The sequence below is a fragment of the Cupriavidus sp. TMH.W2 genome, assembly GCF_050847365.1.
In the GTDB taxonomy this organism is placed as follows: Bacteria; Pseudomonadota; Gammaproteobacteria; order Burkholderiales; family Burkholderiaceae; genus Cupriavidus.
In genome coordinates, this window is the sequence record NZ_CP193792.1 from 153,060 (window position 1) to 165,129 (window position 12,070).

Annotated in this window: 12 protein-coding genes; 5 read left to right on the top strand and 7 right to left on the bottom strand. The window is 67.7% G+C overall.

The annotated features are described in order from the left end of the window. Positions 1-47 precede the first annotated feature (47 nt). From ACREYQ_RS00700 to ACREYQ_RS00725, 6 genes are all read right to left on the bottom strand, one after another. Positions 48-1,046, bottom strand: coding sequence for a LysR family transcriptional regulator (locus ACREYQ_RS00700; RefSeq protein WP_432258907.1), 999 nt, complete (start codon positions 1,044-1,046; stop codon positions 48-50). A gap of 617 nt (positions 1,047-1,663) precedes the next feature. Further along, the gene (locus ACREYQ_RS00705; protein WP_078194744.1) at positions 1,664-2,527 is read right to left on the bottom strand and encodes a ferritin; all 864 of its coding nucleotides are present in this window, start codon (positions 2,525-2,527) and stop codon (positions 1,664-1,666) included. Between the two features lie 200 nt (positions 2,528-2,727). Then, positions 2,728-4,005: a patatin-like phospholipase family protein gene (locus ACREYQ_RS00710; protein ID WP_432258908.1), complete on the bottom strand. Its 1,278-nt coding sequence runs from the start codon at positions 4,003-4,005 to the stop codon at positions 2,728-2,730. Between the two features lie 37 nt (positions 4,006-4,042). Further along, positions 4,043-4,819, bottom strand: coding sequence for a PhaM family polyhydroxyalkanoate granule multifunctional regulatory protein (locus ACREYQ_RS00715; RefSeq protein ID WP_432258909.1), 777 nt, complete (start codon positions 4,817-4,819; stop codon positions 4,043-4,045). 74 nt (positions 4,820-4,893) lie between these two features. After that, the gene (locus ACREYQ_RS00720; RefSeq protein ID WP_432258910.1) at positions 4,894-5,727 is read right to left on the bottom strand and encodes an enoyl-CoA hydratase/isomerase family protein; all 834 of its coding nucleotides are present in this window, start codon (positions 5,725-5,727) and stop codon (positions 4,894-4,896) included. A 120-nt stretch (positions 5,728-5,847) separates the two neighbouring features. Then, positions 5,848-6,828, bottom strand: a complete 981-nt coding sequence (locus ACREYQ_RS00725; protein ID WP_432258911.1) for a fumarylacetoacetate hydrolase family protein — start codon at positions 6,826-6,828, stop codon at positions 5,848-5,850. Between the two features lie 199 nt (positions 6,829-7,027). On the opposite strand from ACREYQ_RS00725, the gene ACREYQ_RS00730 reads away from it, so the two are divergent. From ACREYQ_RS00730 to ACREYQ_RS00745, 4 genes are all read left to right on the top strand, one after another. Continuing rightward, complete coding sequence (locus tag ACREYQ_RS00730) at positions 7,028-7,861, top strand: IclR family transcriptional regulator (RefSeq protein ID WP_432258912.1); 834 nt, start codon at positions 7,028-7,030, stop codon at positions 7,859-7,861. 70 nt (positions 7,862-7,931) lie between these two features. Then, positions 7,932-8,933 carry a DUF3108 domain-containing protein gene (locus ACREYQ_RS00735; protein ID WP_432258913.1) on the top strand — a complete coding sequence of 334 codons (1,002 nt, stop codon included), beginning with the start codon at positions 7,932-7,934 and terminating at the stop codon, positions 8,931-8,933. Positions 8,934-8,985: 52 nt separating this feature from the next. After that, on the top strand, positions 8,986-9,828 hold the full coding sequence (locus ACREYQ_RS00740) for an alpha/beta fold hydrolase (protein WP_432258914.1): 843 nt from the start codon (positions 8,986-8,988) through the stop codon (positions 9,826-9,828). A 226-nt stretch (positions 9,829-10,054) separates the two neighbouring features. After that, complete coding sequence (locus ACREYQ_RS00745) at positions 10,055-10,312, top strand: BTH_I0359 family protein (protein WP_018314386.1); 258 nt, start codon at positions 10,055-10,057, stop codon at positions 10,310-10,312. Between the two features lie 72 nt (positions 10,313-10,384). Here ACREYQ_RS00745 and ACREYQ_RS00750 read toward each other — a convergent pair whose 3' ends face one another. Further along, positions 10,385-10,777, bottom strand: coding sequence for a rhodanese-like domain-containing protein (locus tag ACREYQ_RS00750; protein WP_432258915.1), 393 nt, complete (start codon positions 10,775-10,777; stop codon positions 10,385-10,387). Between the two features lie 228 nt (positions 10,778-11,005). On the opposite strand from ACREYQ_RS00750, the gene ACREYQ_RS00755 reads away from it, so the two are divergent. Further along, positions 11,006-12,067, top strand: a complete 1,062-nt coding sequence (locus ACREYQ_RS00755) for a homocysteine S-methyltransferase family protein (protein ID WP_432258916.1) — start codon at positions 11,006-11,008, stop codon at positions 12,065-12,067. Positions 12,068-12,070 lie beyond the last annotated feature (3 nt).

Consider the following 12,070-nt stretch of genomic DNA (forward strand, 5'->3'; position numbering starts at 1 on the left):
CGCGGGGCCGGCTTGCTTGCCCGAATGGTACCCGTTCTTGCCGCGTGCTAGCCCGCCACGCGCAATGCGACGGCCGCGTCGTTGGCGACCTCGCCGGCAATGTCAGGGGCCGGTGGCCGCACCGAGGCGGTGGCAATGCCGCGCAAGGTGCCCAGCAGCGCCTGCCGGACGGCGTCTACCTGCGCGGCCTGGGCATTGCCGCCCAGGTAGAGCAGGCGCACGCTGGCCCACGCCGGAAAGCCCTCGGGCACGTCCGTCACATAGGCCGCGCTGGCGCCGTCGATCCAGGGCACGTTGTACTTCAGCACCGGCGTCACGCCGCCGCGCGAGCGCCACAACGCCATTTGCGCGTTCCATGACGGCGCCACGGTCAGCCTGACCTCATCGGCCCGGCCGGTCAGGTAGCGCCGCACCGGGTGCTCGGCATCGGCGTCGTCGGTCAGCAGGGTCCAGTGCTCGCGCGGGTCCGGCGCGCCGCTTTCGACGGAATTGCCGGCGGCTCGCGCCGGCGCCAGCCGGATCAGGGCGCGCTGCGCCATCATGACATGCTCGGCCATGACCCCGCCGGCGCCGGGCAGCCCGTCGACCGTGACGGCGCAATCGATCTGGCCCCTGGCCAGGGCCTGGCCGGCCTGCTGGCCACTGTCGATCGTGCCGGAGGTGAGATGCACGCCCGGCAAGGCGGCCGCCAGGCTGGCCAGCACCTGCGCCAGCGCGGGATCGCCCAGCGCCATCGGCAAGCCGATCCGCAGCACCTGGCGCGACTGCGCACTGCGCTGCGGCCGCTCCCCGGCGTGCGTCACCAGGCCGTGCCAGCGTTCCAGGATGCCGGCCGCGGCGCGCTCCAGGCGCAGCCCGTACTCAGTCGGCACCAGCGTGCCGCGCCGTTCAAAGAACAGTTCGTCGCCGGTCACGTCGCGCAGCTTGCGAATGGCATAGGCCACCGTGGGCTGGCGGATGCCGAGCGCTTGCGCGGCCACGCTGATGCTGCCGTAGCGCATCACCTGGACGAAGACCGACAGTGCCTTGAAGTCGATATGCCGCATTCCTTCTCCCGTTCCTGAACGTTATCGCGCGCCGGTTATCAATATCTGCTGACGGCAACGTTGCCGTCCAATCCACGCGTCGCCGTGCGTTGCGGGCGAGCGGATTTCCGGGGGCGGCAATCTGGTCCTGAAGGCTGCCGCGATTCCACCCGGGTAAATGGCGCTGCGGAGAATCGCCAGCCGTGGCTGGCGGTTATTCCGATGTTATCGGAATTGTTGGGTATTACACCATGAATTAAATGGAATCGTAATACCTGGCATGGAATGCGTAAGTGTCGTGATAATCGCCTCGTGATTTAACTATTTTATTTTCCGATATAAATAAAATCGGCGAAAGGGCGTCAGGCGTGGGTTTGCAGGCGCCCCGCGACAGTGCATGGAACGGCATTCGAATGACGTAGTAACCGGCTACTACCTGCGTGGCGGCCAACTCGTTTAGCATGCCAGGCGCTGGATTTTCCGGGATCGGGAAAACAGCAATCAAGAATACCCGCCAGAGCCGGGCCCGGTCCGGTGTGCCGCGGCGGGTCGCATTTGTCGGGAATGCGCAAGGTAGTAGCAAGGCAGAAAAAAAGCCCCGCTTCGGCGGGGCTTTTTTTCGTGCGGCAGGACTGGCGTCAGGCTTGCGCCGGCTGGGCGCCGCCGGTGCCTTGCAGGCTGGCGTTCAGTTCCTTGCGGTAGCGGTTCAGGTCCTGCACGGTCTCGAAGGTGCGTTCGAACAGCAGCGACATGTTGTGCAGGATCCGTTCGATGACCTTCTTTTCCCAGCCTTCGTCAAAGCGGATCTGCTCGTCCAGCCAGTGCTCGAGCCAGTCCGGGTCCGGCAGGCGCGACTGCACCGTGTCGTTGGGGAACAGCGCCTTGTTGACGTGCAGGTTGGTCGGGTGCAGCGGCTTCTCGGTGCGCCGCGCCGATGCCATCAGCACGCCGATCTTGGCGAAGGCGGCGCGCGCGCTGTCGCCGAACTGCGCCAGGTATTTCTTCATGTAGCGCAGGTAGGCGCCGCCGTGGCGCGCTTCGTCCTGCGACAGGGTGCGGTAGATATGCTTGATCACCGGCTCCGTGTGCCATTCGGCAGCGCGGCGGTACCAGTGGTTCAGGCGGATCTCGCCGCAGAAATGCAGCATCAGCGTTTCCAGCGGGGGGGCCGGGTCGAACTCGAAGCGCACCGCGTGCAACTCTTCCTCGGTCGGCACCAGGTCCGGGCGGAAGCGGCGCAGGTACTCCATCAGCACCAGCGAGTGCTTCTGTTCCTCGAAGAACCAGATGCTCATGAACGCCGAAAAGTCAGAGTCGTGCCGGTTGTCGCGCAGGAACATCTCGGTCGCGGGCAGGGCGGACCATTCCGTGATCGCATTCATGCGAATGGTCTTGGCCTGGTCGTCCGTCAGCATGCTGGCGTCGAAGGACTCCCAGGGGATGTCCTTGTCCATGTGCCAGCGGACGGCTTCCAACGATTTGAACAGTTCGGGGTAGAGCATGGTAAGCCTTTGAAATTCCGGGCAGATTCTACCAGATGCGAATTATTCTCTTCTTCTTTTTTAGCCCGGATCGGGGCAAATGCAACGCTTTTTGACGGAGACTGGCGCAAGCGCGCACATTCTGCGGGCGATTAGCGGTGTGCCGGCGCGCCAATGTGCCAGCCGCGGCGCCTGGCTGGACGCCATGTGACGGCCGGGACTCAGGGAGAAACAACCTGCTCGCCCGTGCGCTCGCCGGCGGCCGGCGTGGCCGGCGCCGGGCCCGGAACGATGCCGTACAGGAAGGCCGCCAGTTCGTCGGCCTGGGCCTCGGCGTCGCGCTCGCCCAGCGCCATCAGCGCCTGGGTGAAGGCCGGCTCGAACAGCAGGTAGCTGGCGAAGGCGGCGCCGCGCGCCTCGGTGCCGCCCAGCGGCGCCAGCAGTGCGCGCACTGTGCGCGGCAGCTGCTTCGTGTGTTCGGCGGCGATGGCTTCGATCGGCTCGCTCGGCGCGACCGTCATCACCTGCACCGGGCGCCAGCCCTCGCGGTCACCGGCGATTTCGGGCATGCGCGCCAGCAGCCGGTTGATATGCAGCAGCCGTTCCAGGTCGGCATTGAGGCCGTCCAGGAAGATGCTGGCCAGCGCCTGGCCGCCCACCTGCGCCAGCGACGGATAGCCGCCTGCCGGCATGGTGTCGAACCAGCCCGAGCGCTGCCGCGAGGCCGCGCCGATCGCCAGGATGCGCGACGCGCCCAGGTGGATCGCCGGCGACAGCGGCGACATCTGCCGCATGGTGCCGTCGCCGAACCACTCATGGTGGCCGTCCAGCTCCAGCGCCATGGCCTGGAACAGGAACGGGATCGACGACGACGCCAGCAGGTGGTCCACCGTGATCTGCGCCGGCACCGCAAGGCGCTGGCTGCGGTGCCACGGATGGATGCGGCGGTGCGACTGGTAGAAGGTCACATGGCGCCCCGTGCTGTATGACAGCGCCGTGACCGCAAACGCCTGCAGCGCGCCGCTGTCGAGGCTGGCCTGCACGCGCGCGGGCTCGAACAGCTCGCCCAGCATGCTCCCCAGCGGTGTGTTGTCGAACAGCGCGCGGGGTGCGTGCCGCTGCGTGGCCCAGCCCAGCGCCAGCGTCGACAGCCAGCGTGCCCCCGATATGCCCACGCGCAGCACATCGGTGCGGTAGACGTCGTCGGCGTGGATGCTGTGCCAGAGTGCGCCCAGGCTCCGCGTGGCGGCCTGGAAGTCGGCGGCATGGATGGCCAGCCCGGCGCCATTGATCGCGCCTGCCGAAGTCCCGGCGATGATGCCGAACGGCATCGCGCCACGGCCCTTGCCGACCCGTTCGGCAATGCGGGCCAGCCCGCTCAGCACGCCCGCCTGGTAGGCGGCGCGCGCGCCGCCGCCCATCATGATCAGCGCGGTGGCGGCCGGATCGGGGCCGGATTGCGGCGCGGAACGGGCTGCCGGGAAGGGCTCGCGGTGCATTGCGTCGGTGTGGACGAAGGATCGGACGTTCTGGCTGTCAGGTCTTGCTGCTGCCGTTGGTGGCCTTGTTGCCACCGTTCCCGGCATCGTCGCCGCCGTTGCCCGCGTCCTTCGCCGGCTTTGCCCTGGCAGGCTTCCTGGCCGGTGCCTTCTTCGCAGGCGCCTTCTTGGCGGCGGGCTTGCCCGTGCCGGTGGCAGCGCCCTGGTCTGGCGCGGCGGCCTTCGGTTTCGCCGCGCTTGCCTGTGCCGCGCTGGCGGCGCCGGGTGCGCCGAAACCGCCCATCCCGAACGGTGCGATGCTGGCCGCCGCGGCACCGCTGGCGATCTGGTTGAATTGCTGCTGCAGCATGTCCCACCACAGCGCGGCGTTGGGCGGCAAGGCTGCCCCGGTGTCGCTGGCGGCCGCTTGCGGGGTCTCGGCGGCAGGCGGCTCTGATTGCGCGCTGCTGCTGGTATCCGCGCCGGTGCGTTCCGGTGCCGCGGCGCTGGGCGTGTTGGCCGCGCGCGCGACGTTTTCCATCGCGGACTGCATCGCCTCGGGCGAGAGGGCGTTGCCGAAGGTCTGCAGCGCCACCAGCGTGGCGCGCTGCACTTCCAGGCCCTGGATGGTGGTGCGCAGCAGGTTGGTGTTCAGCTGCAGCCAGCTCTCCACGGCCTTCAGGTCGGCGATGCGCTTGTCGAGGTCGTCGAGGTCCATCGGCGGGGTCATGGCCTGCAGGCCGGGCATCATGCCCGCGGACATGCCGGTGCCGCTGCCCCACAGCCGGCGCATGAAGTCGAAGCCGTTGGTGAAATCTGGAATCTGTCCGAACATGGTTGCGCGCTCCGTGTGCGGCGCAGCCCCGGGATTGGCCAGGAGGGCCGGTCGGGCCGGCGGCTGCGTCGTCGTTATCTGAACTGTGGCGGCCGCTTCTGGCGCAGGCTCGCCATGCCTTCGTGCACGTCGGGCCCGGCAAAGCCCATGAATTCAAGCGCCAGCGAGGTATCGAAAGCGGGGCCGGCCATGCGCAGCCAGTTGTTGAGGGCGTACTTGGTCCAGCGGATCGCGGTCTGCGACCCCGCTGCCAGCCGGTTGGCCACCTCGAAGGCGCGTGCCACCAGTTCATCCTCTTCCACCGCCAGCGAGACCAGGCCGATCCGCTCGGCCTCTTCGCCGCTGACCGACTCGCACAGCATCAGATAGTACTTGGCCTTGGCCATTCCGCACAGCAGCGGCCACACGATGGCGGCATGGTCGCCCGCGGCCACGCCCAGCCGGGTATGGCCGTCGACGATGCGCGCCGTCCTGGCGGCGATCGAGATATCGGCCAGCAGGCCGGCCACCAGCCCGGCACCGACGGCGGGACCGTGCATGGCGGAGACCACCGGCTTGTCGCAGTTGATGACGTTGTAGACCAGGTCGCGTGCCTCGTGCCAGACGCGGGTGCGGGTCTCGAAATCGTTGGCCATGTCCTCGACCAGGGCCAGGTCGCCGCCGGCCGAGAAGCCCTTGCCCTCGCCGCGGATCAGCGCCACGCGCACCTCGGGGTCGGCGGAGACGTCGCGCCAGATCTCGGCCAGTTCGCGGTGCATGTTGGCATCGGCCGTGGCCAGCTTCTGGTTGGCCGACTGGGCCGCGCCCATGATGATTTCCAGGATGGGGCCGTGGCGGCGCAGCGTCAGGGCGCGATAGCGCTCGTAGCGGGGGGAAAGGGGGGGGGTGTCAGCGGTGGGGGTAGTCATCGGGGGCCTGTGAAGTCGTGGGTCAGCGGGGCGCCGGAGGCATCGTCAATTTACCAACCGATTGGTCGGTTAATTATATGCATATCCGGCGCGCCGCCACACACGTGGCCCCCGCGTGCCTCAGGCCGCCGCCACCAGCTGGTCGATCGCGCCGAACACCGAATGGCCCAGCGCATCGAACATTTCAATCTTGACCGCGTCGCCGAACTTCATGAACTCGGTCGACGGCTTGCCTTCGTCGATGGTCTCGAGCATGCGCTTTTCGGCGATACAGCAGTAGCCCTTCTTGCGGTCGACGTTGGAGATCGTGCCTGAGCCCACGATGCTGCCGGCGCGCACATTGCGGGTCTTGCAGATATGGGCGATCAGCTGGCCGAAGTCAAACACCATGTCGGTGCCGCAGTCGGGCTGGCCCACCTTCTTGCTGTTCCAGTGCACGGTGATCGGCAGGTGCACCTTGCGCTCGCGCCAGGCTTCGCCGAGTTCATCAGGCGTCACCGCCACCGGCGAGAACGCCGTGGCCGGCTTGCTCTGGAAAAAGCCGAAGCCCTTGCCCAGCTCGGCCGGGATCAGGTTGCGCAGCGAGACATCGTTGGCCAGCATCACCAGCCGGATGGCTTCGCCGGCCTGCTCGGGGGTGGCGCCCATCTTCACGTCGCCGGTGATCACGGCCACTTCGGCCTCGAAGTCGATGCCGAAGGCCTCGCTTGCGCTGACGATATCGTCCTGCGGACCGACGAAGTCGTCCGAGCCGCCCTGGTACATCAGCGGGTCGGTCCAGAATTCCGGCGGCATCTCGGCGCCGCGCGCCTTGCGCACCAGTTCCACGTGATTGACGTAGGCCGAGCCGTCGGCCCACTGGTAGGCGCGCGGCAGCGGCGCCATGCAGTCCCTTGGCGCAAACGGGAAGGGGTGGCGCGCGCGGCCGGCGTTGAGTGCGTCGTACAGGTCCTGCAGCTGCGGCGCGAAGAACTGCCAGTCGTCGAGCACGGTCTGCAGCTTGCCGGCGATGTCGCTGGCGGTGTGGGCGGTCTTCAGGTCGCGCGACACGACCACCAGCTGGCCGTCGCGCGAACCGTCCTTCAGGGTTGCGAGTTTCATGGATGCAGTGCGGTAGGGATGGGGGCGCCCTGGGGGCAGGCCCGATGGCCGCTAGTCTAGCGCCTAATCTGGCGCTTCAAGCCAGTGCAAGGCCCGCGCGTACTCAGTCGGCCGCCTTGATCAGTTTTGGTAAATCGATTTCGGTATAGTAAATTCACCTGCTCGCTCACGCTTCCGGGAATCGCCCGTCCATCGCCGCATGTCAGAGATCGAAGAAGAAGACGCCAAGCTGCGTTCCGGCATCCAGTCCATCGAGGTGGGCTTCAGGCTGCTGCAGGCGCTGGCGGCATCGCCGCGCGCGATGATGCTGCGCGACCTGGCCGCCGCCGCCGACATGAACCCGGCCAAGGCCCACCGCTACCTGGTCAGCTTCATGCGGCTGCGCGCGGTGGCGCAGGATCCCGTCAGCGGGCGCTATGACCTGGGGCCGTTTGCGCTGCAGCTGGGGCTGGCCGGGCTGAACCGGCTCGATCCGGTCAAGAAGGCGCGCCCGATCCTGTCGCAGCTGCGCGACGAACTGGACCTGACCGCCGGCATCGCGGTGTGGGGCAACCACGGTCCCACCGTGGTGCACTGGGAGGAGTCCAGCCATCCGGTCACGGTCAGCCTGCGCCTGGGCGATGTGATGCCGATGCTGAACTCCGCCACCGGCCGGCTCTACGGCGCTTATCTGCCGCGCAAGCAGACGCTGCCGCTGATCGAGCGCGAACTGGGTGCGCGCGGCAACGACGGCGTGCCCGACATGCCGCGCACGCTGGCCGAGTACGACGCCATCTGCGCCGAGGTGCGCGCGCATGGCGCCGCGCGCACGCTGGGCGGCGTGCTGCCGGGCATCAATGCGTTCTCGATGCCGGTGTTCAACGCCAACGGCCACCTCGCCATGGGACTGATCGTACTGGGCGCGCAAAGCATATTCGATGCAGAATGGGGCGGTACGATGGAATGTCGCATCCGTGACATCGCCCAACAGCTCTCATCGGAACTCGGCTACCTTGGTGCCGCCACGCCGGCCGGACAAACCGGCCAATCCTAGTTCCCACGCCCGGTCCGGCGCGGATCCCCGCGTCCGGCGCCGGCGGCGCTGGATCTTTGTCATTGCGCTGGTGCTGCTGGTCCACGTGCTGGCCGTGGTGGGCTTCGTGCGCATGCCGGGACCGCTGATCCCGGTCGATGTCAGCACCACGCCCACGCTGGAAGCGGTGCTGCTGCCGCCGCCCGCGCCGCCGGCTGCGCCCGCGCCGCGGCCCATGCCCAGGCCGCGTCCGCAGCCCAGGCCGGCCGCGCCGGCACCCCGGCCCGAACCGCAGGAGGCGCCCGCCCCTGCGCCCGCACCCCCGCTCGCCACCAGCCCCAAAGGCCCGGCCGAGATGGCCGCCGGCACCGGCGGCGAAGGCAGCGCTGCCAGGCCTGCCGCGCCTGCGCCGACCCCCGCGCCCTCGGGCGGACCGCAAGGCGGGGTCGACGGCGTGCGCTACAACGCCCCCCCGTCGGCAACCATGCACTACGCCAGCTACGTCAACGGGGTGCAGAACCCCGATGGCCTGATCCGCTGGGAGCAGGACGGCAGCCACTACCGGCTGGCCGTCGAAACCCGCGTGCTGTGGTTCCGCTTTGCCTTCCAGAGCAGCGGGGCGATGACCGAACAGGGCCTGTTGCCGGAGCGCTATGAAGAACGGCGCCGCAACAAGTCGGAGGCGTCGCGCTTTGACGGAGCGGCCAGCACGGTGGTCTTTGCCTCGGGCACGCAGGCGCCGTTCCCGCCCGGGGCGCAGGACCGCTTCAGCGTATTCCTGCAACTGGTGGGGCTGGCGCGCGGCAATCCGCAGCGATACGCCACTCCCGGTGTGACCGAAACCTTCCAGGTGGCCGACACGCGGGATGTGGAACCCATGCAAGTGCAGTATGTTGGAGAGGACGAGATCGATACCGGCCAGGGCGCGGTGCGTGCAAAGCACTTTGTGCGCTTGCCGCGCCGCGCCAGCGACCGGCGCCGCGTCGAGATCTGGCTGGCGCAGTCACTGGGCTGGATGCCGGTGCGCCTGCGCCAGACCGAGCCCGACGGCACCCAGATCGAGCTGGTGTACCGCGGCAAGGAAGGACAGTAGTGCCGCCGGGTGCGCAGGACCGACGCATGCTTAACCGAAAAGGAGGCCAGCCATGACCGTTGCCACGCCACCCGCCGAAACCCGGCGCATCCGCGCCGATGGCGCCGACCTGTACGTGCGCGTGGACGGGGCGGACGGGCCGTGGGTGATCCTGACCCATGCCCTGGCCGCCGACCACACCTTGTGGGACGCCACCGCGCAGCACCTGGCAGGCCGCTACCGCGTGGTGCGCCCGGACCTGCGCGGCCACGGCGCCAGCGACGCCCCGCTCGGTCCCTACACCATGACGCGGCTGGCCGACGATGTGGTCGCCGTGATGGACGCGCTGGAGATCCCGCAGGCACATTTCTGCGGCATTTCGGTAGGCGGCATGATTGGGCAGACCATGGGGCTGCGCTATCCCGAGCGGCTGTTGTCGCTGGCGCTGGTGGCCACCAACAGCCAGACGCCGATGGAAGCGCACCCGATGTGGCACAACCGCATCGGCCAGGCCGAGGCCCACGGCATGGCCGGCATGGCCGATGCCACCCTCGGGCGCTGGCTGACCCCGGCCTTCCATGCGGCGCACCGCGACGAAGTGTCGCGCATTCGCAACACGCTGATTGCCACGCCGGTACGGGGATACGTGGGGGTGGCCGAGGCAATCATGGCTTTTGACCTCGCCGGCGCGCTTTCCCGCATTCATTGTCCTACGCTGGTAGTAGCGGGCGAGCAAGACCAGGGCGCCACCGTGGCAATGGCACAAAGCATTGCCGCGGCCATCCCCGGCGCCAGGCTCGAAGTACTGCCGCAAGCGGCGCACCTGGTGCACGTGGAGCAGCCCGAACGCTTCCATGCCGCACTGGACGCCTTTCTCGGGAGCGCCGCATGTGGGGGCCAGTGCGATGTTCCGTGACCAGCAACACACTGATGTTCAAGGCTCAAGAAACTTGTTGCATTGGCCGATGCCCAACTTATGTAAGGCAGAAAATCGTGGCAACGTGGTGACCGGCACCAATAACTTGATTTCCCGCCGGTCACCCCAAGTTTGGAGGTAAAGCCGCGGCGCCCCCTCAAGGCATCAACTGAGGCGAGAACCAACAAGGGCATGCCGCCCATCCATGACGCCCAGGAGGTGTGCCATGCAAATGATCTACAACAGCGACAACTACTGCATCGTGGAATTCGGTGCGGATGTCGATCAGGCGCCGCTTGAGTTCGGTGGCTATGAAATCGTCGACAAGAACCTGAAGCGCGAAATCTTTCTCGGCGGCCATCTTGCCGAGAGCTTCCGCGCCGACGTCAAACGCCTGATTGAAAGCGAGCCATCCGTGGAGGAAGTCGACGACTTTCTCGGCAAGTTCGACAATGTCATGACGCACCCGCTGGTGATGCACTGAGCGGCTTTGCCTGGAACGATCACGCCCGCTTCGGCGGGCGTTTTTGTTGGCTGGCGTGACTGACGACGGTCTTCAATACTGTTCCCACGGCAGGCCGTCATGGCGCCAGCCGTTGAGCGTATTGCGGTGGCGCTGCGCGTCGAGGTCGCCCTCGAAGCCGTGCAGCACGAACTGGACGTTGGTGAACCCGGCGCCTTCCAGCGCCCGTGCCGCCGCCGACGAGCGGTTGCCGCTGCGGCAGATCAGCAGCACCGGCCGCGCCGAGGCCTGCCCGGCCAGCTTCTTCACCATCTGCACGAAATGCGGGTTGACCTCCCAGTCGGGGCCGTCGTTCCAGGGCACGTTGTGCGCCCCCTTGGGATGACCGACGAACAGGTATTCCATCTCGCTGCGGCAGTCGATGAAGAGGGTTTCGGGCGATTGCGCCAGCAGGTCCTGGGCGGCGGCAGGGGCAAGGTGTTGCATGGTCGGGTGGGAGCAGGGCGCCGGGGCGCTTGTTGTCGATGGCGCTGTCGGCGACGCCGTTGGTGATGGTTACGCCTCTCAGTGTAGGCGCCAGGCCGTCCGCCAGGCAACCGAAGGCGACCGCAAGGCCTTGATACACCTGATAAAATCGCACTTCCTTGGCCGCCATCGGCCACCGCGGCCTACCGTCGAAGCTCCGCCGGCCCCGCCTTTCCAGAGTTCCCCGCCATGAGTGCCCCTGAATCGACCGCGGCCGCGCCGCGCCCCTACACCCGGGCTGCCGAATTGCCCCGGCTGCTGCAAGAACGCATCCTGATCCTGGATGGCGCCATGGGCACCATGATCCAGCGCTACAAGCTGTCTGAGGCCGATTACCGCGGCGAGCGTTTCGCGGAACACAAGGTGGACGTCAAGGGCAACAACGAACTGCTGCTGCTGACGCGCCCGCAGGTCATCAGCGAGATCCACGAGCAATACCTGGCCGCCGGCGCCGACCTGATCGAGACCAACACCTTCGGCGCTACCCGCGTGGCGCAGGAAGACTACAAGATGGCCGACCTGGCGTACGAGATGAATGTCGAGGCCGCGCGCCTGGCACGCGCCGCCTGCGACAAGTACAGCACGCCCGACAAGCCGCGCTTTGTCGCCGGCGCCTTCGGCCCGACCCCCAAGACCGCCAGCATCTCGCCCGACGTGAACGACCCGGGCGCGCGCAACGTGTCCTTCGAAGAGCTGCGCGCGTCGTACTACGAACAGGGCAAAGCCTTGCTGGAGGGCGGCGCCGACGTGTTCCTGGTCGAGACCATCTTCGACACGCTCAATGCCAAGGCGGCGCTGTTCGCCATCGACCAGCTGTTCGAGGACACCGGCGAACGCGTGCCGGTGATGATCTCCGGCACCGTGACCGATGCCTCGGGCCGGATCCTGTCGGGCCAGACCGTGGAGGCGTTCTGGAACAGCCTGCGCCATGCCCGGCCGGTCACCTTCGGCCTGAACTGCGCGCTCGGCGCGACGCTGATGCGCCCGTATATCGCCGAGCTGGCCAAGATCTGCGACGCCGCGGTGTCGTGCTACCCGAACGCGGGCTTGCCCAACCCGATGAGCGACACGGGCTTCGACGAAACGCCCGAAGTCACCTCCTCGCTGGTGGAGGAGTTCGCCGCGTCCGGGCTGGTGAACCTGGTGGGCGGCTGCTGCGGCACCACCCCCGAGCATATTGCCGCGATCGCCCAGCGCGTGGCCAACAAGACCCCCCGCACCTGGCCCGGCCAGTACCGCGACGCCGCCTGAGCC

Excerpts from the sequence above, each read along its gene's own strand:
- ACREYQ_RS00715 (WP_432258909.1), bottom strand. The coding sequence starts at position 4,819 with ATGTTCGGACAGATTCCAGATTTCACCAACGGCTTCGACTTCATGCGC.
- ACREYQ_RS00730 (WP_432258912.1), top strand. The coding sequence starts at position 7,028 with ATGTCAGAGATCGAAGAAGAAGACGCCAAGCTGCGTTCCGGCATCCAG.
- ACREYQ_RS00720 (WP_432258910.1), bottom strand. The coding sequence starts at position 5,727 with ATGACTACCCCCACCGCTGACACCCCCCCCCTTTCCCCCCGCTACGAG.
- ACREYQ_RS00745 (WP_018314386.1), top strand. The coding sequence starts at position 10,055 with ATGCAAATGATCTACAACAGCGACAACTACTGCATCGTGGAATTCGGT.
- ACREYQ_RS00725 (WP_432258911.1), bottom strand. The coding sequence starts at position 6,828 with ATGAAACTCGCAACCCTGAAGGACGGTTCGCGCGACGGCCAGCTGGTG.
- ACREYQ_RS00700 (WP_432258907.1), bottom strand. The coding sequence starts at position 1,046 with ATGCGGCATATCGACTTCAAGGCACTGTCGGTCTTCGTCCAGGTGATG.
- ACREYQ_RS00750 (WP_432258915.1), bottom strand. The coding sequence starts at position 10,777 with ATGCAACACCTTGCCCCTGCCGCCGCCCAGGACCTGCTGGCGCAATCG.
- ACREYQ_RS00710 (WP_432258908.1), bottom strand. The coding sequence starts at position 4,005 with ATGCACCGCGAGCCCTTCCCGGCAGCCCGTTCCGCGCCGCAATCCGGC.
- ACREYQ_RS00705 (WP_078194744.1), bottom strand. The coding sequence starts at position 2,527 with ATGCTCTACCCCGAACTGTTCAAATCGTTGGAAGCCGTCCGCTGGCAC.
- ACREYQ_RS00755 (WP_432258916.1), top strand. The coding sequence starts at position 11,006 with ATGAGTGCCCCTGAATCGACCGCGGCCGCGCCGCGCCCCTACACCCGG.
- ACREYQ_RS00740 (WP_432258914.1), top strand. The coding sequence starts at position 8,986 with ATGACCGTTGCCACGCCACCCGCCGAAACCCGGCGCATCCGCGCCGAT.